Annotated in this window: 23 protein-coding genes; 5 read left to right on the top strand and 18 right to left on the bottom strand. The window is 58.3% G+C overall.

The features are described 5' to 3' along the window. Nucleotides 1–6 precede the first annotated feature (6 nt). Together KIF87_RS16495 and yjdP are read left to right on the top strand one after the other, a co-directional pair. Nucleotides 7–2,289: a hybrid sensor histidine kinase/response regulator gene (locus KIF87_RS16495; RefSeq protein WP_213329620.1), complete on the top strand. Its 2,283-nt coding sequence runs from the start codon at nucleotides 7–9 to the stop codon at nucleotides 2,287–2,289. Between the two features lie 69 nt (nucleotides 2,290–2,358). Next, the gene (yjdP, locus tag KIF87_RS16490) at nucleotides 2,359–2,682 is read left to right on the top strand and encodes a DDRRRQL repeat protein YjdP (protein ID WP_032650638.1); all 324 of its coding nucleotides are present in this window, start codon (nucleotides 2,359–2,361) and stop codon (nucleotides 2,680–2,682) included. A gap of 52 nt (nucleotides 2,683–2,734) precedes the next feature. Here yjdP and phnP read toward each other — a convergent pair whose 3' ends face one another. The 16 genes from phnP to KIF87_RS16410 all read right to left on the bottom strand — a co-directional run bounded on the left by phnP (nucleotide 2,735) and on the right by KIF87_RS16410 (nucleotide 14,546). Further along, nucleotides 2,735–3,493: a phosphonate metabolism protein PhnP gene (gene phnP, locus KIF87_RS16485; RefSeq protein ID WP_213329617.1), complete on the bottom strand. Its 759-nt coding sequence runs from the start codon at nucleotides 3,491–3,493 to the stop codon at nucleotides 2,735–2,737. A gap of 9 nt (nucleotides 3,494–3,502) precedes the next feature. Continuing rightward, nucleotides 3,503–3,937, bottom strand: a complete 435-nt coding sequence (gene phnO / locus KIF87_RS16480) for an aminoalkylphosphonate N-acetyltransferase (protein ID WP_213329614.1) — start codon at nucleotides 3,935–3,937, stop codon at nucleotides 3,503–3,505. Beyond that, on the bottom strand, nucleotides 3,930–4,481 hold the full coding sequence (phnN, locus tag KIF87_RS16475) for a ribose 1,5-bisphosphokinase (protein WP_213329745.1): 552 nt from the start codon (nucleotides 4,479–4,481) through the stop codon (nucleotides 3,930–3,932). Before phnN ends, phnO begins: the two co-directional genes overlap by 8 nt. Further along, a complete protein-coding gene (gene phnM, locus KIF87_RS16470; protein WP_213329611.1) occupies nucleotides 4,478–5,614 on the bottom strand; it encodes an alpha-D-ribose 1-methylphosphonate 5-triphosphate diphosphatase in 1,137 nt (378 codons plus the stop codon). The genes phnN and phnM overlap by 4 nt, the downstream gene beginning before the upstream one ends. After that, on the bottom strand, nucleotides 5,611–6,291 hold the full coding sequence (phnL, locus tag KIF87_RS16465) for a phosphonate C-P lyase system protein PhnL (protein WP_213329608.1): 681 nt from the start codon (nucleotides 6,289–6,291) through the stop codon (nucleotides 5,611–5,613). Before phnL ends, phnM begins: the two co-directional genes overlap by 4 nt. A 106-nt stretch (nucleotides 6,292–6,397) precedes the next feature. Next, nucleotides 6,398–7,153, bottom strand: a complete 756-nt coding sequence (phnK, locus tag KIF87_RS16460; RefSeq protein WP_213329605.1) for a phosphonate C-P lyase system protein PhnK — start codon at nucleotides 7,151–7,153, stop codon at nucleotides 6,398–6,400. Beyond that, on the bottom strand, nucleotides 7,150–7,995 hold the full coding sequence (locus KIF87_RS16455; protein ID WP_063144955.1) for an alpha-D-ribose 1-methylphosphonate 5-phosphate C-P-lyase PhnJ: 846 nt from the start codon (nucleotides 7,993–7,995) through the stop codon (nucleotides 7,150–7,152). The genes phnK and KIF87_RS16455 overlap by 4 nt, the downstream gene beginning before the upstream one ends. Further along, nucleotides 7,988–9,052 carry a carbon-phosphorus lyase complex subunit gene (locus KIF87_RS16450; protein WP_213329602.1) on the bottom strand — a complete coding sequence of 355 codons (1,065 nt, stop codon included), beginning with the start codon at nucleotides 9,050–9,052 and terminating at the stop codon, nucleotides 7,988–7,990. The genes KIF87_RS16455 and KIF87_RS16450 overlap by 8 nt, the downstream gene beginning before the upstream one ends. Further along, nucleotides 9,052–9,636 carry a phosphonate C-P lyase system protein PhnH gene (gene phnH / locus KIF87_RS16445; RefSeq protein WP_096150964.1) on the bottom strand — a complete coding sequence of 195 codons (585 nt, stop codon included), beginning with the start codon at nucleotides 9,634–9,636 and terminating at the stop codon, nucleotides 9,052–9,054. The genes KIF87_RS16450 and phnH overlap by 1 nt, the downstream gene beginning before the upstream one ends. Continuing rightward, on the bottom strand, nucleotides 9,633–10,085 hold the full coding sequence (gene phnG / locus KIF87_RS16440; protein ID WP_121426267.1) for a phosphonate C-P lyase system protein PhnG: 453 nt from the start codon (nucleotides 10,083–10,085) through the stop codon (nucleotides 9,633–9,635). Before phnG ends, phnH begins: the two co-directional genes overlap by 4 nt. Continuing rightward, nucleotides 10,086–10,811, bottom strand: a complete 726-nt coding sequence (gene phnF / locus KIF87_RS16435; RefSeq protein ID WP_213329599.1) for a phosphonate metabolism transcriptional regulator PhnF — start codon at nucleotides 10,809–10,811, stop codon at nucleotides 10,086–10,088. A gap of 20 nt (nucleotides 10,812–10,831) precedes the next feature. Next, on the bottom strand, nucleotides 10,832–11,611 hold the full coding sequence (gene phnE / locus KIF87_RS16430; protein ID WP_213329596.1) for a phosphonate ABC transporter, permease protein PhnE: 780 nt from the start codon (nucleotides 11,609–11,611) through the stop codon (nucleotides 10,832–10,834). Nucleotides 11,612–11,726: 115 nt separating this feature from the next. Next, on the bottom strand, nucleotides 11,727–12,743 hold the full coding sequence (phnD, locus tag KIF87_RS16425; RefSeq protein ID WP_213329593.1) for a phosphonate ABC transporter substrate-binding protein: 1,017 nt from the start codon (nucleotides 12,741–12,743) through the stop codon (nucleotides 11,727–11,729). A 24-nt stretch (nucleotides 12,744–12,767) separates the two neighbouring features. Next, nucleotides 12,768–13,556, bottom strand: coding sequence for a phosphonate ABC transporter ATP-binding protein (phnC, locus tag KIF87_RS16420; protein WP_023334215.1), 789 nt, complete (start codon nucleotides 13,554–13,556; stop codon nucleotides 12,768–12,770). 136 nt (nucleotides 13,557–13,692) lie between these two features. After that, nucleotides 13,693–14,130: a VOC family metalloprotein YjdN gene (gene yjdN / locus KIF87_RS16415; protein ID WP_029740238.1), complete on the bottom strand. Its 438-nt coding sequence runs from the start codon at nucleotides 14,128–14,130 to the stop codon at nucleotides 13,693–13,695. 80 nt (nucleotides 14,131–14,210) lie between these two features. Beyond that, a complete protein-coding gene (locus tag KIF87_RS16410) occupies nucleotides 14,211–14,546 on the bottom strand; it encodes a zinc ribbon domain-containing protein YjdM (protein WP_023334217.1) in 336 nt (111 codons plus the stop codon). Between the two features lie 596 nt (nucleotides 14,547–15,142). Here KIF87_RS16410 and crfC point away from each other — a divergent pair. Together crfC and KIF87_RS16400 are read left to right on the top strand one after the other, a co-directional pair. After that, nucleotides 15,143–17,488 (top strand): clamp-binding protein CrfC, encoded by a 2,346-nt coding sequence (gene crfC, locus KIF87_RS16405; RefSeq protein WP_213329590.1) that lies wholly within the window; start codon nucleotides 15,143–15,145, stop codon nucleotides 17,486–17,488. Then, nucleotides 17,485–18,360 (top strand): diguanylate cyclase regulator RdcB family protein, encoded by an 876-nt coding sequence (locus KIF87_RS16400; RefSeq protein WP_213329587.1) that lies wholly within the window; start codon nucleotides 17,485–17,487, stop codon nucleotides 18,358–18,360. The genes crfC and KIF87_RS16400 overlap by 4 nt, the downstream gene beginning before the upstream one ends. 56 nt (nucleotides 18,361–18,416) lie before the next feature. On the opposite strand, the gene kdgT is transcribed toward KIF87_RS16400, so the two are convergent. Next, nucleotides 18,417–19,409 carry a 2-keto-3-deoxygluconate transporter gene (gene kdgT, locus KIF87_RS16395; protein WP_213329584.1) on the bottom strand — a complete coding sequence of 331 codons (993 nt, stop codon included), beginning with the start codon at nucleotides 19,407–19,409 and terminating at the stop codon, nucleotides 18,417–18,419. Between the two features lie 648 nt (nucleotides 19,410–20,057). Here kdgT and proP point away from each other — a divergent pair. After that, on the top strand, nucleotides 20,058–21,560 hold the full coding sequence (proP, locus tag KIF87_RS16390; RefSeq protein ID WP_213329581.1) for a glycine betaine/L-proline transporter ProP: 1,503 nt from the start codon (nucleotides 20,058–20,060) through the stop codon (nucleotides 21,558–21,560). Between the two features lie 33 nt (nucleotides 21,561–21,593). On the opposite strand, the gene KIF87_RS16385 is transcribed toward proP, so the two are convergent. Continuing rightward, on the bottom strand, nucleotides 21,594–22,547 hold the full coding sequence (locus tag KIF87_RS16385) for a nickel/cobalt transporter (RefSeq protein ID WP_213329579.1): 954 nt from the start codon (nucleotides 22,545–22,547) through the stop codon (nucleotides 21,594–21,596). Between the last annotated feature and the right edge of the window lie 382 nt (nucleotides 22,548–22,929).

Here is a 22,929-nt window from a genome sequence, read left to right as displayed (position 1 = left end):
AAATCCATGCCATCACGCCGTCCCCCCTTCTTCGCCAGCGCCCGCGGACGCCTGCTGATTTTCAATCTGCTGGTGGTCGCCGTTACGCTGATGGTGAGCGGCGTGGCGGTGCTCGGCTTTCGTCACGCCAGTCAAATCCAGGAGCAGGTTCAGCAGCAAACGCTGGATGACATGACCGGCAGCATGAACCTGGCTCGTGATACCGCCAACGTGGCGACGGCGGCGGTGCGGCTTTCGCAGGTGGTGGGGGCGCTGGAGTACAAAGGCGAAGCCGAGCGCCTGAAGCAGACGCAAATGGCGCTGCGCCGCTCGCTGGAACAGCTTGCGGATGCGCCGCTGGCGCAGCAGGAGCCGGCGCTGGTGGCGCGCATTATTCAACGAAGCAATGAGCTCCAGCAGAGCGTGACGGAGATGCTTGAGCGCGGACAGCGGCGCCATCTGGAGCGTAACGCGCTGCTGAGTTCGCTGTATCAAAGCCAGAGCTACCTGCGTCATCTGCAGGACATCAACCGCCGCTATGGCAGCAACGTACCGGATGCGCAGCAGCTGATGGAGATGGACCGGCTGATCGCCGCTGCCATCGACACCCCTTCGCCGCGCGCGACCGTTCATCAACTGGACGCAGTGGCCGCAGCGCTGCCCCGAAATGCCGTACAGCCGGTTGTGAAGGGGGTTCTGCCTGATTTTAATGCCGAGTTAGGCAAGCTCGCCCCGCTGTCGAAGCAGCTGGAAGAGAGCGATCTGGCGATAAGCTGGTATATGTTCCACATCAAGGCGCTGGTGGCGATCCTCAACGGTGACATTAATCAGTACGTCGAGCAGGTGGCGCAGGCCTCCCGCCTTCGTACGGCCCAGAGTCATCACGAGCTGCAGTCCATCAGCGTGTTTATCAGCATCTTCGCCGTCCTGGCGCTGATCATTACCGGGTGCGCCTGCTGGTATATCTACCGCAATCTGGCCTCTAACCTGACGGCCATTTCCCGGGCGATGTCGCGCCTTGCTCACGGCGAACAGGATGTTTCCGTTCCCGCCCTCCAGCGGCGCGATGAGCTGGGCGAGCTGGCGCGCGCGTTTAACGTTTTTGCCCGCAATACCGCCTCGCTTGAGCACACCACGCGCCTGCTGAAAGAGAAAACCACGCAGATGGAGATCGACCGCGTTGAGCGTCAGGGGCTGGAAGAGGCGCTGCTGCACAGCCAGAAAATGAAGGCGGTCGGACAGCTGACCGGCGGGCTGGCGCATGATTTTAACAACCTGCTGGCGGTGATCATCGGCAGCCTTGAGCTCACCGACCCCGAATCACAAGACGCGCCGCGCATTACCCGGGCGCTGAAGGCGGCCGAGCGTGGTGCCTTACTGACCCAGCGCCTGCTGGCATTTTCCCGCAAGCAATCCCTGACGCCGCATGCGGTAGAGATGCTGCCGCTGCTGGAGAACCTCCGGGAACTGATGCGCCACTCCCTGCCTGCCACCCTGACCCTGGAGATTGAAGCGCAATCGCCGGCCTGGCCCGCGTGGATAGATGTCAGCCAGCTTGAAAACGCCATCATCAACCTGGTGATGAACGCGCGCGATGCGATGGAAGGGCAAAGCGGGGTGATAAAAATCCGCACCTGGAATCAGCGTGTTACCCGCAGCGACGGGCGCAGGCAGGATATGGTGGCGCTGGAGGTCATTGACCGCGGCAGCGGCATGTCGCAGGAGGTAAAATCCCGGGTCTTTGAACCGTTCTTCACCACCAAGCAGACCGGAAGCGGGAGCGGGCTGGGCCTGTCGATGGTCTACGGCTTTGTGCGTCAGTCCGGCGGTCGCGTGGAGATTGAAAGCGCGCCGGGACAGGGAACGACCGTCCGGCTTCACCTCCCGCGCTCTGTGCTGCCCGCCGCTGCAGATGATGAAGCGCTGTCAGCCACCGACTCCGTGGATAGCGAGCGGCTGGTTCTGGTGCTGGAAGATGAGGCGGATGTCCGTCAGACCCTGTGCGAGCAGCTGCATCAGCTTGGTTACCTGACGCTGGAAGCGGACAACGGCGAGCAGGCGCTGAATATGCTGGCGGCGTCGCCGGATATTGGCATGTTTATCAGCGACCTGATGCTGCCCGGCAGCCTCAGCGGGGCCGAAGTGATTAACCATGTGCGTAATCATTATCCGCAGCTTCCGGTGCTGCTGATCAGCGGCCAGGATTTACGACCCGCGCATAACCCTCAGCTGCCGGACGTCCAGCTACTGCGTAAGCCGTTTACGCGGGTGCAGCTGGCGCAGGCACTGCGGAAAGTGATGGTAATTTGAGATTCCTCCGCTACCCCCGCTCCCTGTCGTTTATTATCGTAAAGCCAGTTCACCTGCGAGTCTGGCCTTATGAAACGTTACTCAACTGCTCTGTTATTCGGTCTGCTGTCACTCACCAGCCAGCTGGCTCATGCCGATATTGTTGATGATGCTATTGGCAACATTCAGCAGGCGATCAACGATGCCTATAATCCCAGCAGCAGCCGTAGCAGCAGCGATGACGATCGTTATGACCGCAGCCGTCAAATCGACAGCCGACAGTACGACGATCGTCGTCGGCAGCTTGAAGACAGACGTCGCCGTCTCGACGAGCGTCAGCGTCAGTTGGATGACGATCGCCGTCGGTTAGAAGAAGATGAGCGCAGGTTAGAAGACGATTACGATCGAGGTTAAGTGCGGCCTGTTGCCCTCACCCCGACCCTCTCCCTCGGGAGAGGGAGAAAACCTAATCCAGTACCAGCACCATCCCGTCATATCCCGCTTCTATGCCCTGCGGCAGCGGGTTATTCATCATCCACGCGTCAAACTGATGGCTGACGTGCGTCAGGATCACCTGCGGGCAGCCAATCACCTCGTTTAACGCAATCACGGTATTTAAGTCGCAATGGTTTCGCGGCGTCTCGTCGCGCGGTTCATGGCTGCAGTCGATAATCATCGCCTGCGGCTGATTGTTGAGCAGGAACTTCACCGTTTTTTCCGGCAGCCCGGCGGTGTCGGAAAGCCAGGCCACGCGGCTGTGGGCCGATTCCAGCAAATACCCGAAGGTCAGTTTTGAATGGTTAAGCGGCAGCGGCGTAACCCGCATTCCCTGAAGTTCAAACATGACAAACGGTTCGACCGTGTGGCTGAAATCCAGAATCCCCGGATGTTTAAACAGGTCGTCGCAGCCCGCTTCGTCCGGCGGACCGTAAACCGGAATCGTCGCACCAACGCCCCAGCGCAGGGGGAAGAGACCCTGAACGTGATCCATATGGTAATGGGTCAGCAAAAACTGCTGAAAGCTGCCTGCGGGCCAGTCGTCCATCAGGTGCGGAATGCCCGCGTCCAGCAGGGTGACCGCATCGTTGAATTTGACCACCGCACTGCAGGGGCGACGGCGATAGTTGTCCTGCAGGCGCGCCCGGCGGCAGGCCGCGCAGTCGCAGCCAAAGACCGGCACCAGCTGGGCGCCACCGGTTCCCGTCAACGTGATGGTCAGACTCATAACGCACCTCTACAGCGGTTTGGTGAATCGGAAATGGCTCTGCGTGTATCCTTCACGCACGTAAAAACGGTGCGCGTCGGTGCGCTTCACGCTGGTGGAAAGTTCGGTCAGCTCCGCGCCGGCCTGTCGTGCTACCTCTTCCGCCCAGGCCAGCAGCTGACTTCCCACCTTTAACCCACGCGCCTGCGGCATCACGACCAGCTCCTGGATCTCGCCGATCCAGCGCGCGTGATGGAGGTGAAACTGCATGTGCAGGCCGATCATGCCGATGGCCTGTCCCTCACTCTCCGCAAGCTGGTAGCGCATGTTGCGATCCTGCAGATTGGCAAGATAGCCCGCGTGAAACGCCTGGCGATCGAACTCTGCCTGCTTCAGTTCGCAGATCAGGGCGTAAACGCTCTGCGCATCGTCGGCGGTAGCGGGGCGAAGCTGGCAGTCAGGCATGCTGTTTCTCCTTCTGACGGATAAGCGATAAAAAGGTATCGACTGACTGTAGCAAACTTCCGTCGTTATTGAGGATGTGGCAGTCGGACGGGGCATAGCGGGACGCGCGCTCAAGCCGCTGATCGATCTCACGGGCTGATTCACGCCCCCGACTCTGCAACCGGCTGCGCAGGACGTCCGGCGAAACCTGCAGACAGACCGGCAGCAGGGCCGCCTCATAGCGGGCGCGCGCTTGTGGCAGATGCGCACGCGAGCCGTTAACCAGCACGTCGAAGCCCGCATGCAGCCACAGATCGGTCTCAATGCCGATCCCATAGTAATAACCGTTGGCATGCCAGCTCAGCGCCAGCAGGTTTTGCCCGGCGCGGGTAAAAAACTCCTGCTCGCTCAGGGCGATATGGTTTTCACTTCCGGCGTTGGCCGCGCGGGTTATGTACCTGTGCGCGACCAAAAGCCGCGCGTGTTCCTGCTGCCGCAGCGCCGACAGCAGGCTGTCCTTACCGGAGCCGGAGGGCCCCATTAACCAGATGAGCCTTCCCATCAGAACACCCTTTTTCCCTGACGCCAGACGTGGTCGATATGAACGTGCTCGCCCTTGCGGTGGGCCAGCACCAGATCCGCGCGTTTACCCTCGGCGATTTCCCCGCGATCCTGAAGGTTGAGCGCCCTGGCCGGGTTTTTCGTCACCAGGCGAATCGCCTGCGGCAGCGTAAAGCTGTTGCCTTCGTCGTCCGCCACCCGGAACGCCGCATCCAGCAGGCTGGCGGGGTAGTAGTCGGACGAGAGAATATCCAGCAGGCCGAGGGAGGCGAGCCTGCTTGCCGCCACGTTACCGGAGTGCGATCCGCCGCGCACGATGTTCGGTGCGCCCATCAGCACGTTCATGCCGTGCCTGCGGGAGGCTTCAGCCGCCTCGAACGTGGTGGGAAATTCGGCGATCACGCTGCCAAGCTGGTGGGATTCGAGCACGTGATCGTGCGTGGCGTCGTCATGGCTGGCTAGCGCGATGTTGCGGTCACGACACATGGCGGCAATCTTGAGGCGGTTCGGCTGCGACCACTGGGCCGCAAGCGCCAGCTGCTCTTCCTCGTAGCGCGCCATCTCGGCGTCGTTGAGCGAGTATTTGCCCTGATAGTATTCGCGATACTTTTCAATGTTGGCGAACTGGCGCTGCCCCGGCGAGTGGTCCATCAGGGAGACCAGCGAGACCGGCTCGCGCCCGACCAGCTTTTCAAACAGCGGCAGGGTGGTGTGGTGCGGCAGCTCGCAGCGCAGGTGCAGACGGTGCTCGGCGCGGTTGAGGCCGCGTTTTTGCGTCTCCTCCACGGCGTTGATCATCTTCTCCAGATTCTCCAGGCGGTCGCCGCCGTCGCGCACGTCGCCAATGGCCACCGCGTCCAGCACGGTGGTGATGCCGCTGGCGACCATCAGCGCGTCGTGGCTGCTCATCGCCGAATGGGCGGGCCAGTCCACCTTCGGGCGCGGGGTGAAAAATTTGTCCAGATTATCGGTATGCAGCTCAATCAGCCCCGGCAGCAGCCAGCCGCCTTCACCGTCCATCGCTTCAGGGGTACGGCTCTGGGTTTCGGCAAAGGCGCGAATAACGCCTTCATGGACTTCAACCGAGCCATCAACGACTTCATTTTCCAGCACCAGCCTGACGTTATTGATAATCATGCGTTTGTCCCCATCGGGTGCAGTCTGTCCGCCACGCGGCTGCGTACGGCGTCGTCGTGGAAGATCCCGACGATCGCCGCCCCGCGCGCTTTGGCCTGTTCGATCAGCTCCACCACGGCGGCGCTGTTTTTACCGTCGAGCGAGGCGGTGGGTTCATCCAGAAGTAAAATCGGGTAGTCGACAATAAACCCGCGGGCGATATTGACGCGCTGCTGCTCGCCGCCGGAAAAGGTCGACGGAGCGAGGTGCCACAGGCGTTCAGGCACGTTGAGGCGCGTCAGCAGGCTGGCGGCTTTGGCGGCGCAGGTTTCGCGCGGCACGCCGAGATCCAGCAGGGGCTGCATCACCACGTCCAGGGCGGAGATCCGCGGGATCACCCGCAGAAACTGGCTGACCCAGCCGATCGTCCTGCGGCGCACTTCCAGCACTTTACGCGCGGGGGCCTGCACCAGATCGACCCACTCATCGTTGTGGCGAATGTGAATATGGCCTTCGTCCGGCAGATAGTTGGCGTACAGGGAGCGCAGCAGGGTGGATTTTCCGCTGCCGGAATGGCCGTGCAGCACCACGCATTCGCCGCTGCTGACCTCTAACGAGGCATTTTGCAGCACCGGCAGGCGCACGCCGTTTTGCTGGTGGAGCACGAAGGTCTTACTTACGTTTTGTACGTGGATCATGTTGGCCTCGCGATTCGTTTTGCCGGGTGGCGGCTTCGCCTTACCCGGCCTACAGGTGCGGTGTTCGTAGGCCGGGTAAGCGCAGCGCCACCCGGCGACAGCGCCCTCAATTCTGCAACACGGACGACACCAGCAGCTGGGTGTACGGATGGTGTGGATCGTCGAGCACCCGGTCGGTGAGCCCACTTTCCACCACCTGACCCTGCTTCATCACCAGCAGACGGTCCGCCAGCAGGCGCGCGACGCCCAGATCGTGGGTGACAATCACCACCGCAAGGTTCAGCTCCACCACCAGACCGCGCAGCAGGTCGAGCAGGCGCGCCTGCACGGAGACGTCCAGCCCGCCGGTGGGTTCGTCCATAAACACCAGCTTCGGATGGGTGACCAGGTTGCGGGCAATCTGCAGGCGCTGCTGCATCCCACCGGAGAAGGTTGTCGGCAGGTCGTCGATGCGCGAGGCGGGGATTTCAACTTCCTCCAGCCAGTGCTGGGCAGTGGCGCGGATGTTGCCGTAGTGGCGCGCGCCGGTGGCCATCAGGCGTTCGCCGATGTTGCCCCCGGCGGAGACCTGACGGCGCAGGCCGTCCATCGGGTGCTGATGCACCACGCCCCACTCGGTGCGCAGCAGGCGGCGGCGCTCGGCCTCGCTTATGCCGTAGAGGGAGCGTCCCTGATACAGGATCTCGCCGTGTTGCGGCGTCAGGCGCGCGGAGATGGACTTCAGCAGGGTGGTTTTGCCGGAGCCGGACTCGCCGACGATCCCCAGCACCTCGCCCGGCCACAGCTCGAACGACACGTCGCTAAAGCCTTTGCCCGGCGCATAAAGGTGGGTCAGGTGATTAACCGAAAGCAGCGGTTTCATTGGCCGTTCGCCTCGCTCTGTTGGCGGCAGTAATCGGTGTCGGAGCAGACAAACATCCGTTTGCCCGTGTCGTCCAGCACCACTTCGTCCAGATAGCTATGTTGGGATCCGCAGATGGCGCACGGCTCGTCCCACTCCTGCACCGTAAACGGGTGGTCGTCGAAATCGAGACTTTCCACCCGGGTGTAAGGCGGGACGGCGTAGATGCGCTTTTCGCGCCCGGCGCCGAACAGCTGCAGGGCGGGCATCATGTCCATCTTCGGGTTATCGAATTTCGGGATCGGCGACGGGTCCATCACGTAGCGCCCGTTGACCTTCACCGGGTAGGCGTAGGTGGTGGCGATATGGCCGAAGCGGGCGATATCCTCATACAGCTTCACCTGCATTACCCCGTACTCCTCCAGCGCGTGCATGGTGCGGGTTTCCGTTTCGCGCGGCTCGATAAAGCGCAGCGGCTCCGGGATCGGCACCTGGAAAATCAAAATCTGATCTTCAGCCAGCGGGGTTTCGGGGATGCGGTGACGGGTCTGGATCAGCGTCGCGTCTTCGGTTTTTTCGGTGGTGGTGACGCCGGTGACGCGCTGGAAGAAGCTGCGGATCGACACGGCGTTGGTGGTGTCGTCCGCGCCCTGGTCGATGACCTTCAGCACGTCCGCCTCGCCGATCACGCTGGCGGTGATCTGAATACCGCCCGTGCCCCAGCCGTAGGGCATCGGCATTTCGCGGCCGCCGAACGGCACCTGATAGCCCGGAATGGCCACCGCTTTAAGTATCGCGCGGCGGATCATGCGTTTGGTTTGCTCATCAAGATAGGCAAAGTTGTAGCCGCTTAAGTTAGCCATTGGCGCGCTCCCGTTGCAGGCGTTTCAGCAGTTCCAGTTCGGCCTGGAAATCGACGTAGTGCGGCAGCTTGAGGTGCGAGACAAAGCCGGCGGCCTCAACGTTATCCGCGTGGGCCAGCACGAACTCTTCGTCCTGCGCCGGGCCTGCAACGTGCTCGCCGTAGTCCGGTGCCTGGAGTGCGCGGTCAACCAGCGCCATTGCCATGGCCTTGCGCTCGCCGAGGCCGAACACCAGCCCGTAGCCGCGGGTAAAGTGCGGGTCTTCATTTTCGGGCGCGATAAATCCGTTCACCATTTCGCACTCGGTCATCAGCAGTTCGCCGACGTTCACCGCAAAACCCAGCTCTTCCGGCACGATTTCGACGTCGATGTAGCCGCTGCGAATTTCGGCCGCAAACGGGTGGTTGCGCCCGTAGCCGCGCTGGGTGGAGTAGGCCAGCGCCAGCAGATAGCCTTCGTCGCCGCGCATCAGCTGCTGCAGGCGGGACGAGCGCGAGCACGGGTAAACCGGCGGCGTGCGGGTGATGTCATCCGGCTGCGCGTCTGAATCTTCCTCCGCCTTCGCCAGACCCTGCTTCGCCAGCAGGCTGAAGACGTGCGGAGACGGTTCTTGTTCGGCGTCGGAAGCGCTCAGCTGCGGCGCTTCGCCGTTCGCCAGCAGGGTAAAATCCAGCAGGCGATGGGTGTAGTCGTAGGTCGGGCCAAGCAGCTGGCCGCCGGGAATGTCTTTATAAACGGCAGAAATGCGGCGCTCCAGGCGCATCTCCGCCGTGTTCACCGGCTCGCTCACCGCCAGTTTGGCAAGCGTGGTGCGGTAGGCGCGCAGCAGGAAGATGGCTTCCACGTTATCGCCGCTGGCCTGCTTCAGGGCCAGCGCCGCCAGCTCGCGGTCGGCGATGCCGCCCTCAGTCATCACGCGGTCGACGGCAAGGTTTAGCTGCTGTTCAATCTGGGCGACGCTCAGCTCGGGAAGCCGTTCATCGCCCCGTCGTCTGTGCGCCTGTAGCGCATGGGCGGCGGCGATGGCCTTCTCGCCCCCTTTGACGGCAACGTACATCAGCACACCTCCACGTGGGTGGTCCGCGGGATTGCCAGCAGGCGTTCGCCGCAGGTCAGGATCAGGTCAATGCCCAGCGGGAACGGGTGCGGGCGTTCGGTCAGCTCGTGAATGATGCACTCCGGCAGCTGCGGCGCGACCATGCGCTCGTCGGCGATGCCTGCCCCGGTGAGGCGCAGCATGCGGCCGCCGCTCAGGCTGGAGACCTGCAGGATCAGCGTGGCGCTGGTCTCCGGGGCGACGGCGCTGCCTTCGCTCAGGGCGTTAAGCTGTTCATGGCTGATTTGCTCGTCGGCCACGGCAAAAACCGCCTGCTGGGGCTGATCGACCAGCGGGGCGCCGGTGTGAAAACGCAGGTTCTGGCTGGCGATATCGTTCGACAGCGCGCCCGAGAGCCACACCGGAGTGTCGTTATCGGCAAGCGTCAGCAGCACGCTGGTGGTCGCCAGGTTCAGCGGCAGCCAGCCCTGGGAGAGCTGGTGCAGCGAGACGATCACGCCCGGCTCGCTCATCGCTTTCAGCAGGCGACGAAAACTGTGTTGGGCATCCTGGACGGCCAGGGTAAAAGCAGGTTGAAGCGTCATGCGTTGTCTCCGCGAACGAGCGTAAAGAAGTCGACCCGGCTGGCGTTCACTTCGGCCTGACGTGCGGCAATGCGCGCGGCGCGGTCGGCTTCCAGCGGGGCAATAAGGGTTTCCATTAACGTCTGGAAATAGGGTTGTTCCTGTAAAAGCGCGTCGATCACCGCGCAGCGCTCGGCGTGCGCTTTGTCGCGCCCCAGCACGTAGCTGTAGCCCAGCGTGCCGCTGTTCAGGCGGATCGCCGCGCGGGTGAGGGTGGCGTCTCCGGCGAAGAAGCGCTCGCCGGTGCCGCCCATGCGCGCCTGGATCTGAACGAGACCGATTTCCGGGGCGCGGAGGGTGTCGTAATCGGGTGCCAGACTCAGGGCGCTCATGCGGGCAGAAAGCGCGGCAGGCTGGCTGTGGGCCAGCACGCGCATCCAGCGCTGTCGGGTGGAGGTGTCGAAGTGCATTCAGTGCTCCATGGTGAATTCGATCATGTCGGCGCGGGTCAGGCTGACGGAGTATTCCGTCGCGTTGATCTCGCCGTCACGGTGGTTGAGGGTGCGCACGCAGAGCAGCGGGGCCATATTGGGAATTTCGAGCACCTTGCTCTCTTTCGCCTGCGCGCGACGGGCGCTGATGCGCGTCTGGGTACGCTTGAGCGCAACGCCTGTTGCATCCTGAAGAAAGTCATGCAGCGAGCCGCTGGAGAAATGCTGGAGCACGGGCCAGAGGGCGAGGTCCGCGAAGTAGTGGTCTATCTGGCACACCGGCACGCCGTTAACCCGGCGCAGGGTGCGCAGGTGAATGACGTTATCGCCCTCCTGAATCCCCAGCGCGTCCGCCACGTGGCTGGAGGCCGGGCGCAATACCGAGAGCAGCTTTTCGCTGGTCGGGTGGCTGCCCTGATCCAGCAGGTTCTGGCTGAAGCGCGCCTGGGCGTTTAGCGGGTAGTCGAACGGGCGCATCAGCACCAGCACGCCCACGCCCTGACGGCGCTGGACCCAGCCGCGCTCGACCAGCTGGTCAATGGCGCGGCGCAGGGTGTGTCGGTTCACCTCGTAGCGGTCGGCAAGCTGCTGCTCGGCGGGCAGGTAGTCCCCGCAGCGGTAGTGCGTGCGCAGCTCCACTTCGAGCTTTGCCGCTATCTCCTGCCAGCGGGTGGGGTAACTGGTCGGATGTCTGGATAAGTGCATAGAAAACAAAGCCTCGCTTCTCAGATGAAGTGCTTACGCAAACGTTGAGAGAGGAAATCCAGCAGGCTAACGGTAACGATGATGAGCACCATCAGGGCGCAGGTTTGCTGGAACTGGAAACCGCGAATCGCTTCCCACAGGGTGACGCCAATCCCGCCTGCGCCCACCATGCCGACCACGGTGGCGGAGCGGACGTTGGACTCAAAGCGGTACAGGGAGTAGGAGATCAGCAGCGGCATCACCTGCGGCAGGACGCCGTAAAGGATCTCTTCGATTTTGTTGGCACCCGTGGCGCGGATGCCTTCCACCGGGCCGGGCTCGATGGCTTCGACCGCTTCGGAGAGCAGCTTGGAAAGCACGCCGGTGGTGTGGATGAACAGCGCCATCACGCCGGCAAACGGACCCAGGCCGACGGCGACCACGAACAGCATCGCAAAGACCATCTCGTTGATGGCGCGGCAGGCGTCCATCAGGCGACGCATCGGCTGATACACCCACCATGGCACGATGTTTTCGGCGCTCATCAGGCCAAATGGAATGGAGAGAACGACGGCAAGGGCGGTGCCCCAGACGGCGATTTGCAGGGTGACCGCCATTTCGCTGAGATAGTCCTGCCACTGGCTGAAGTCCGGCGGGAAGAAGTCGGCGGCGAAGGTCGCCATGTTGCCAGCGTCTTTGAAGAGCAGCAGCGGATCCATTTCCGCGCCCTTCCAGGAGATAAACAGCACCGCCAGCAGGATGGCCCAGCTTATGAGTGAGAACCAGCTGCGCTTCGGCGGTGGGAGGGTGATGGTTTGCATGTTGGCTCCTTAATCTGTTCTCCCTCTCCCTGTGGGAGAGGGCCGGGGTGAGGGCATCAGCGTGCGCATTTCCCCCTCACCCTAACCCTCTCCCTCAAGGGAGAGGGGACTTGAGTTACTGCACCGCTTTATTCACGCTGGTCATTGCACCGAGCGCGGCGGTCAGGCGGTCGAGGTCTTCCAGTTGTGCCTGAATGGTGGCCACTTTGCTGGTCTTCTCCTCGTCCTTCAGCCCTTTGTTGTCCTTCACGCCCTGCATCTCTTTAAACAGCGCCAGCTGACGAATCGGGACCAGCTGCAGGTCGCTTGACGGGCGGAACGGTGCCCAGCCCAGACGCTCCAGGACCGCTTTCTCTTCCGGCGTTTTGCCATAGGTCATAAAGAAGTCGTACACCTTGTCCTTGGTGCTTTCAGACAGGTTTTTACGCCACACGATCGGGTCGCCCGGGATCAGCGGCGATTTCCAGATAACCTTGATCTCTTTCAGCTTGTCCGGCGCGGAGGTTTTCAGCTTGTCGAGGTTCTCGGTGTTGTTGGTGGCAACGTCCACCTGCTTGTTGGCCACGGCCAGGGCGTTGGTTTCGTGGCTGGCGTTCACCGTGCGTTTGAAGTCGCTGGCGGAGGTGTTGTTTTTGGCGAAGACGTAGTAGCCGGGGACAAGGTAACCGGAGGTGGAGTTCGGGTCGCCGTTGCCGAAGGTCAGCTCTTTGCGTTTGGCGAGCATGTCGTTGAGGTTGTTGATCGGGCTGTCTTTGTTCACGATCAGCACGCTCCAGTAGCCCGGGGAGCCATCTGCCGCGACGGTCTGGGCAAACACCTGGCCGTTCGCGCGGTCCACCGCTTCCATGGCGGAGAGGTTGCCGTACCAGGCGATGTCCACTTTATTAAAGCGCATCCCCTGGATGATGCCCGCGTAGTCCGGGGCGAAGAAGGCGTTCACTTTGATCCCCAGCTTGGTTTCCATATCTTTCAGGAACGGTTCCCACTGAGGCTTCAGGTTCTGCTGTGATTCCGTCGAAATAATGCCGAAGTTCAGCGCTTTTTCCTGCTCTTCCGCATACGCTGGGCTTAACAGGGTGCTGATGCTGAACATGCTGGTAAAGGCCAGCGCGGCAACGGCTTTGTAGCTCATGTACTTTCCTCGGATCGGGTTTAATTAAGCAGCCTGCGCGTTCTCTTCGACGCGGTTAATGCTGCGGTAGAGATGGTCAAAACGTTCGTTATCAAACTGATGGCTCGCGCCATCAAAGAACACGTGTCCCTGACGCAGGGCGACAATGCGTTCGCAGTAGCGCAGGGCGTAATCCACCTGATGCAGCGTGACCACCACGGTGATGCCGTCGTTTTGGTTAATGTCGCGCAGGGTCTCCATCACGATGCGTGCGGACTCCGGGTCCAGCGAGGCAATGGGTTCGTCAGCGAGAATGATTTGCGCTTTTTGCATCAGGGCGCGGGCAATGGCGACGCGCTGCTGTTGTCCACCGGACAGGGTGGAGACGCGCTGGTGGGCGAAATGCGCCATGCCGACGCGGGTCAGCGCCTGTAAGGCTTCCTGCTTCTGGGAAGGGGAGAACCAGCGCAGACAGGTGCGCCAGAACGGCGTGCTGCCGAGCGCGCCAATCAGCACGTTCTCCAGCACCGTCAGGCGGTTCACCAGGTTGAACTGCTGGAAGATGTAGCCCGTCTGGGCGCGGCTCTTGCGGATATCGCTGGCGAGACGCCCCGCGCGCTGCACGGTATTGCCCAGCAGCTCGACGTGGCTTTCCGGCGTTTTATCGCAGGTGATAAGGCCGCTTAAATGACGCAGAAGGGTGGATTTACCTGAACCGGATGGCCCCAGCAGCGCCACCATTTCGCCCTGCTGGACGGTCAGATCAACGGCATGCAGAGCCTTATTGTGATTGAAGGTCTTGCTCAGTTTCTCGACGCGGATGACGGTTTGCATGTGCTGGGCCTCACGATAAATGTGGCCTCATGCTGGCGCATCAATGTGACATTTGGGTTAAGTCTGGGTTGCGGGAGTTTGAAGAGTTGAGCGGAGTTTGATGACAGGCGGAGGCAGACGGCCCTCCGCCAGAAGATTAGTGCTGCTGCTTAACGACGTTAATCATCCACGGCACGCCGTATTTATCGGTGACTTTACCGAAACCGTGCGCCCAGAAGGTTTCCTGCCAGGCCATTTCGATATTCCCGCCCGCGGCGAGGTTGTCGAACCAGCGCTTGCCTTCATTAACGTCCTGGGTATCGAGTACCAGCGTGAAACCCGCGTACTGCGCGTTGCTGCCCGGCGGCATCCCGTCGCTCATCATGATATCGCTGCCCGCAATGCGAACGTTGGAGTGAGCGATAGCCGAATCCGGAAATTGCATACCGGACGGACAGCCTTCATCGCTGTTATCGCTTTTTGGCATTTCGCCGAAGGTGATTTTATAGAGGAGTTCTGCGCCGACGGCTTGCTGGTAGAAAGAAGTGGCTTCTGCACAGTTGCCGGCGAAAGAGATGTAGGGACTTAACGGCATAATCTTTACCTCACGTAAGAAAAGCCCGTTAAGTGTAGTTCCCGAAAACCCGGTAAGCGAAGCGCCACCGGGCGGGTAAATCAGTTCTTTTTCACGAACTCGGATTTCAGCTTCATCGGACCGAAGCCGTCAATTTTGCAGTCGATATTATGATCGCCTTCAACCAGACGGATATTCTTCACTTTGGTGCCAATTTTCAGCATGGAAGAACTGCCTTTCACTTTCAGGTCTTTAACCACGGTTACGCTGTCGCCGTCCGCCAGCAAATTGCCGTTCGCATCTTTTACGACAAGTGCATCAGCATCGTGTGATGGTTCGGCATCATTCCATTCGTGAGCGCATTCCGGGCAGATGAACATGCCATTATCTTCATAGGTGTATTCAGAATTGCATTTTGGGCAATGTGGGAGTGACATATCGGTATCCTCAAAAAAGTGTAAACGCGCTGGAAAGTGCCAGCTAAATGACGGCAGCGTGCCGAAAAAGGCGGCAAGTATAGCGCAAATCCACACGGTTGTCGGTGATATTGTGAATTAAAAAAATGCAAAAAGCGTATCGGGAGTGACACTTCCTGTCAGTCAGTTAAGCGATGCTTACGTCATTAACACGGTGGAAAGAATGGGTGCTAAATATATCGAATATTTTATTGCGGCAAATTGCTACGCTCCGCCATTTCGGATAAGGTGAAGCGACACATTGTTATTTATCTCCTGACTTCGCTGCCATCCATATCTTTTGGCAGGGGCGTATTACCTCTCTTTTTAGGTGGGTAAATAATGATGATATATCCTGAAGTTTCTTAAAATTGGGCTACGCTTTTTTCTTTTGGCCGTCAGGCCAGGAGGGGAGCTATACACGCCATGCAAGGATAGCGAATTATTTCTGATTATCATCAATCGGTTATATTTCGGCGAACATGTTTTCCACACGTGATCATATAAGCCTGAACAACATAATTAATACCAGTGGCTTAATAAAAGTAATAAATTTGCGTTAAGGAAAGGCTTTTATCATGCACACACAGACCATTTTTGAATTAAGCCAGGAAGCTGAGCGTTTGTTACAGCTCGCCCTGCAAAATCTTGATACGTTGAAATCAATGCCGACTGCGATGCTGGAGAGCACAGCGGCTGCCATTACGGGTGAAAAGAACAACGTTTTACCTTTGCATTTTAGTGCGCGCGGTGTCGAAGCGCAGCAGGCGATGCTGAATAATGAATTACGGAAAATAACCCGGCTGGAAATGGTCCTCGCTATTGTTGGCACCATGAAAGCGGGGAAATCGACCACCATTAATGCGATTGTGGGTACCGAAGTGTTGCCGAACCGCAATCGTCCGATGACGGCGCTACCTACCCTGATTCGCCATACGCCGGGTCAGAAGGATCCGGTGCTGCATTTCTCACATGCCTCGCCGATTGATGAATTGATTCAACTGCTTCAGAAAAAGCTATGCGATTACGATCGCGGAAAGCTGGCACAGCATCTGGAAATTGATAAAGACATGAATACGCTGCTGGAGCGCATTGAAAAAGGAGAAGCTTTTGAGAAGCATCACCTGGGCGCGCAGCCGATATTTCATTGTCTGAAAAGCCTCAACGACCTGGTGAGACTTTCCCTGGCGTTAGGCGTGGAGTTTCCCTTCTCTGAATATGCCGCCATCGAACATATTCCGGTGATTGAAGTGGAGTTCGTGCATCTTGCGGGTCTGGATGCTCACCTCGGACAGCTGACGCTGCTCGATACGCCCGGGCCGAATGAGGCCGGACAGCCGCATCTGCAAAAAATGCTCAACGAACAGTTGTCCCGCGCGTCGGCGGTGCTGGCCGTGATGGATTATACCCAGCTTAAATCCATCTCTGATGAAGAAGTCCGCCAGGCCATCTCCGCGGCGGGAAAATCCGTGCCGCTGTATGCGCTGGTCAATAAGTTCGATCAGAAAGATCGCAATAGCGATGATGAAGAGCAGATCCGGGCGATGATCTCCGGCACCTTAATGAAAGGCAATATTTCGCCTGGCCAGATCTACCCCGTTTCCTCCATGTGGGCGTATCTGGCGAACCGCGCTCGCTACGAGATGAGTACCCACGGACAGCTGCCGGATCATCAGGAGCAACCCTGGGTGCAGGATTTTGCCGAAGCGGCGCTTGGGCGGCGCTGGCGTACGGCGGACCTGGACGATATCGAGCATGTTCGTCATTCTGCCGATTTGCTCTGGGAAGATTCGCTCTTTGAACAACCCATACGCAAATTGATTTACGCCGCCTATGCCAACGCCTCGCTATACGCGCTGCGTTCGGCCTCGCATAAGCTCCTTAATTACGCACAAAATGCCCGGGAGTACCTCGACTTCCGCTATCAGGGTCTGACGGTTGCCTTTGAGGCGCTGGAAATGAATATCGCACGTCTGGAAGAGGACATGGCGCTTCTGCAGACGCGCCAGAGCGTGGTGAGCGATGAGGTGAAACATGAAGTTGAGGAGGCGCTGAACGCCACTGCGGACTTTATGGGAACCCAAAAAACCGCGCTTAACCAGGCGATTGGCGAGGTGTTCAGCGCTCAGCATATTCGTGATTTGGCAGGCATCGCTCGGCAGACCCCTCACGGTGACGAGCTGAAGCAGCTGGTTCTGGACGACGAAGGGCAGGCGCAGATTGCGCTGAGTAAAATCCGCTCCTCCTGCGAGCTGGTGATGCTGGATGCGCAGACGAAGATTTGCCGGGAGCTGGCGTTACGCTTCGACCAGCTTGAGTCTACGCTGGCGCGCTCCCTGAACGAGGCCATGCGTCCCATCGAAACGCGTATTAAAGAGCATCTGAGCCATGCGGGTTTTCGGGCGCGAATCAGTTTCCCGGCGTTTCAGGCGAGCCAGCTTAACTTCAATACGCGGGCGCTGTTTAACGATGCGATTGCGCAGGATGACAGCCAGGCAGGCCCGCCATCGGGTGGGGGCAGCATGCGAGAGACGGTCTCTCGCTGGCTCAATAATCCGGGCTGGGGCTGGGATGAGTATGTGGAAACGCGCACGCGCTATGTTATCGACATTGCGCAGCTACATGACAAATTTAAGCAACATATTGAACAGTTTTGTGAACAAATACGTAAAGCTTTGTCCGCGCAGGTCGATGTCTCTGTTACGGCAGGAATGGCAACGTTCTTTGCAGAATTTTCGTTGTGCCTGACCGGGTTACAGGAAAGCTTGCGTGATAGCCTCGCAGTGCGTCAACAGAATGAGCATTCAACCCGAGCGCTCTGCCAGCTGTTGAAGCAAAGTATCACTACTGCGACGTGGATACAGGAAGATACCCGACTGTTACGCGATGATATTCAAACTCTATTCGCGGCAGAGCAACCATGACAACACCACTACTGGACGGCCCCGGGCGAACGCTGGAGTGTATTAATCCAAAATTTATGGTCGATCTGGTGCAGGGGGGAGACGCGGCGCGTCATTCTCATCTGGGACCACAACAGCTTCAGTTTCGCGAGCGTTTGACTCAGGAAATCATGACGCATACCCGGCTACGCCCCTGGGCGATGGCGGGTATGCTCAATGAAAATGCAGCGCTGCGCCTGGGGCTGGCGGAAAAACTGGCCGGCATGCTGGATCCGGGTCATCTGGCGCTGACGCTGATGGCAGAGAAGCTGATTGCTTTGCGCCAGCAGACGAACCCGCGCGCCCCGCAATCCCCGGGTCTGATGCAGCAGTACGCTGAACTCGCCTCTCATTTTACCCAGCGTGCAGCATATAAAGAAAAGGCGCTGACCCAGCGCGGGCTCACGGTGCAGGCGGGCGAGCACAGCGAGCAGATTTTTACCCGCTGGCGGGCCGGGCATTATGACGGCTGGTCGCTGGCCGGGCGCTGTTTTATCGTGCTGGAAGAGCTGCGCTGGGGGGCATTTGGTGATGCATGCCGCCTCGCGAATGAAGATGTAGCGGCAATGCTTAAGGATAACCTGCGCAGCATGGCGGCTAACTATCTGGCGCAGGGCATCAATGCATCCCCCACGACCCGCCATTTCTATCACCAGTGGCTGACAACGCCTGCCTCTCCGGGTTTAATCGATCATAAAGACATGCTGGGGTGGCTGGGGGACTGGTGTCAGGCGGATCAACATCCGGTGAGCTGGTCAGTCACGCAAAACTGGCAGACCGTCGCGCTGGGTATGCCAAGGCTCTGTTCGGCAAAACGGCTGGTGGACGCGATGGTAGAAGAGATTTTTGGGTAAACTCCGCACCCATACCCTCTCCCCGCGGGGAAGAGGGTATGGTTTGGTGCGGTGTGTTAATGATTCATTTCTATTGGTTTCGGCTCAGGCTGGGTCACTGGCATATTCCCGTAGCGTTTCGCATACAGCGCCGTGATGATGGGGACCAGAATCGCGGTGACAATCACGCTTGCGGCAACCAGCGCCGTCGCTGAAGCGGCCACCGGTTCGAAGGCCGGGTTAATTTGGGCAATAATCACCGGGTTTGCGACAGCAGCACCCGCGGCTGAAGAGGCGGCGACGCCGGCCGTGCCGTTTCCTCCTCCGATTACACGGTCGGCAATAATCAGCGGAATACCGGTGATGACGATCACGGCGACACCCAGCACAATCCCCAGCAGGCCGGTATCGAGAATGACTTTCAGGTTGATGGTGTTCCCCAGTGCGAAACCGAAGAACGGGATCAGCACCGGCGTGGCTTTGCTAAAGAAATCACGCAGATCGTGATCGAGATTGCCAAGGGCGAAACCGATCAGGAAGGGCAGGATCGCGCCGACAAAGTGGTGGGGTTCAAACGAGGCCAGGCCAGCAGACCCCAGGATCAGCATCGTCATCAGCGGGCCGGACTCCAGAGACATCAACACAAATGCGCCGGACTCTTCTTTCGTCCCGTACTGGTTCATCAGGCTGGCGTACAATCCGCCGTTGGTCATATCCATCGCCGAGACAATCGCCAGGACTGATAAACCCGCGAAGAACCCGGTCTGAATACCATCCTCTGGAATGAACATCGCGCATATCATTGCTACCGCCCAGGCTACGGCTATTTTGGTTATCACCAGCGTGCCGGATTTGCGTATTACAGTACCCGTTGCCCGCAAATTAATGGATGCGCCGATACAAAAAAACCAGACGGCAAGAATGGGAACCGTGCCTGTTATCATGCCTTTTGTGAAACCGCCAAAATAAGCTCCGGTATCAGGAGCAAGGGTATTCAGGATCGCGCCCAGTACCAGCGGAACCAGCATCATACCGCCAGGTATGCGTTCTATCGTGGCTTTAATCTTCATGGACAAACCTCACATCGGGTCCCGCAGGACGGGTGATAGGTGTTAAAAATTAGTCAATAAATTCAATAAATTGCTCTTTTTGCTTGCGGGTTTTTTTCGATGACCCTGTAGCATAATTAAATGTGTACTTCCGATTAAACTGATTCAGAAACACCTTAAACGCTGAATTCGGATTTATCATGCGATCATTGGAATAGTGATTCAATGAAAATAAAACACCGTTTTAGTTATCCTTGTCACATATTCAATGTAAAACTTGAGGCCGGATCCTGTTGATGAAAATTTATGTAAAGCTGATGTGAATTAACGTGGTTTGTTTTTCTGTTAGGAAAGAAATAATGACGTGCGTGAGGATAATCTTTAGGCAGGTTAATGAAGTGCTTATTGGCACTCCTTGACAAAAATTTGCCTGAGCTGACCGGACGCGAAAATATGTGTGAAGTTGATCACAAATATAAACGCTGGTAGGGTAAAAAGGTCATTAACTGCCCAGGCAGGCGTCAACAGGTTCGGTTGTATCGACGTAAAACGTCAATGTAAGTAAACCTGCTACGCTTGAATAAGGCGATTCGCATGGAGCGGATCCCATGGTTCACAGAACGCAAACTGGACTGTGAAACAGACAGGGCCGAGTCAACGAGGATAGCTATGCTAAGAAGGAAAAAGATTAAACCCATCACGCTTCGCGACGTCACCATTATTGATGACGCAAAGCTGCGTAAAGCCATTACCGCAGCCTCGCTCGGTAATGCGATGGAATGGTTCGATTTTGGTGTCTACGGCTTTGTAGCCTATGCGTTAGGTAAAGTGTTTTTCCCCGGGGCCGATCCCAGCCTGCAGATGATTGCCGCACTGGGTACGTTCTCCGTTCCCTTCCTGATTCGCCCGCTGGGCGGTCTGTTCTTCGGTATGCTCGGCGATAAGTATGGTCGTCAGAAAATCCTTGCCATCACCATCGTCATTATGTCGATCAGTACATTCTGTATCGGCCTTATACCGTCCTACGCCACCATCGGCATTTGGGCACCCATTCTGCTGCTGATTTGTAAGATGGCGCAGGGCTTCTCCGTCGGCGGTGAATATACCGGCGCCTCGATCTTTGTTGCCGAGTATTCCCCGGACCGTAAGCGCGGTTTTATGGGGAGCTGGCTGGACTTTGGCTCGATTGCCGGGTTTGTTATGGGCGCGGGCGTAGTGGTGCTGATTTCAACCGTGGTGGGCGAAGATAACTTCCTCGACTGGGGCTGGCGTATCCCGTTCTTCCTGGCACTGCCGCTGGGGATTATTGGTCTCTACCTGCGTCATGCGCTTGAGGAGACGCCCGCGTTCCAGCAGCACGTCGAAAAACTGGAACAGGGTGACCGCGAAGGGCTGCAGGATGGTCCGAAGGTGTCGTTCAAAGAGATTGCCACTAAGCACTGGCGCAGCCTGCTGACCTGTATTGGCCTGGTGATTTCGACCAACGTGACCTACTACATGCTGTTGACCTACATGCCGAGCTATCTGTCGCATAACCTGCACTACTCGGAAGATCACGGTGTGCTGATTATTATCGCCATCATGGTCGGTATGCTGTTTGTGCAGCCGATTATGGGCCTGTTGAGTGACCGTTTTGGCCGTCGACCGTTCATTATCCTGGGAAGCGTCGCGCTGTTTGCTCTGGCCATTCCGGCATTCATACTGATTAACAGTGATGTGCTGGGGCTGATTTTTGCCGGTCTGCTGATGCTGGCGGTGATCCTTAACTGCTTTATCGGGGTGATGGCCTCAACGTTGCCTGCGATGTTCCCGACCCACATTCGCTACAGCGCGCTGGCCGCGGCCTTTAACATCTCGGTGCTGATTGCCGGTCTGACCCCGACGCTTGCCGCCTCGCTGGTAGAGAGTACGCAGAACCTGATGATGCCGGCTTATTACCTGATGGTGATCGCGGTGATTGGTTTGATTACCGGTATTACCATGAAGGAGACGGCGAATCGCCCTCTGAAAGGTGCAACGCCTGCGGCGTCTGATATCCAGGAAGCGAAAGAGATCCTGCGTGAGCACTACGATAACGTAGAGCAGAAGATTGAGGATATTGACGCAGAGATTGAAGAGCTGCAGAAAAAACGCTCCCGACTGGTGGACCAGCATCCACGCATCAACGAGTAATAAAGAAACCCGCCAACGGCGGGTTTTCTTTTATTAGCATCCAGCAGCGATGTAGTCGCCATTGGCGCTGACGGGGATCACCGTCAGGAACAGCACCGTCGCGAACAGGATCAGGACTATCCCTCCGGCTATTTTGACTGACGGTACGAGCCATCTCAATGAGGCGCTTTCTCCGAACCAGCTCACCGTGCGCTCGCGGGCGTAGCGTACTGCCAGTGAAAGCCCCACGATAGAGAGCGCGGTTCCCAAAGACATGGTCATGACTGCGGCCACCCCCCAGGTGACAATGCCCAGCGCGTTCGAAAACATCAGAATCATGATCGCCCCGCTGCACGGGCGTGCGCCAATCGCCAGAATGACGCCCAGGCGCGTTTTCCAGTCGCCTTGTGTCAGGTTGGTCCCCACGCCATGATGACCGCAGCCACAGTGTTCATCGTGCTGATGAAGCGGCTTGATGGCTGAGATCGTTAACCTGTGTGGACGCAGGCTCTTCAGCGCCTGGTAAATAACAAACGCGCCAAATGCGCCAATAAGCACTGCGCTTATCTTCTCCACGTACCAGCGGCTGGTACTGATATCCCCTGAGGCGAGGTTAAACCCCACCGCCAGAATAAAGACAAACAGAATAGCGCTCACGCCCTGCATCAGGCTACCCAGGAAGGGGACGACCCGGGCGGCCAGCTCGCTTTCCTTATTGGTGGTCAGATAGGTCGTTACAATGAATTTTCCGTGCCCGGGTCCGATGGCGTGAAGGACACCATAAAGGAAAGCCCCCGTTAACAGCCATAATCCGCCGCTGTACTGGTGGTTATTAAGCTGCAGCAGATACATCACCAGATAACGGTGCAGCGTAATTTGTGTGGCGAGACACCACTGGATAAAAGCGTTCCAGTGCGCATGCAGGGTAAAACCGGCAAAGAGGATTGCCAGCAGCATCACCCCTGCGGTAGGGAGGCGCCAGTCACGGGCGAGGCGTTGTGTGGTCATGAGGATGGGCCTGCACAGAGGAGAGTATTTGCCGCTAGTATAGTTGATCTTCCCGCTCAATTCGTAGGATCGCATCGCGATCCGCTCAGGATTGTGGATAACTTTGTGCATAAAAGGGTATAAGGCGGGGTTTTGCTGTGGAATGCAGCAGTCAGTCATTTTTCTGTCATTTAGCGGTTGCGGCCTGCTGAGAACTCCCTATAATGCGCCTCCATCGACACGGCAGATGTGAATCACTTCACACAACAAGCGGTTCGGTTGAAGAGAAAAAATCCTGAAATAACGGGTTGACTCTGAAAGAGGAAAGCGTAATATACGCCACCTCGCAACGGTGAGCGAAAGCCGCGTTGCACTGCTCTTTAACAATTTATCAGACAATCTG

The sequence above is a fragment of the Enterobacter sp. 120016 genome, from assembly GCF_018383635.1.
In the GTDB taxonomy this organism is placed as follows: Bacteria; Pseudomonadota; Gammaproteobacteria; order Enterobacterales; family Enterobacteriaceae; genus Enterobacter; species Enterobacter asburiae_D.
This window is presented reverse-complemented; position numbering and strand designations above follow the sequence as displayed.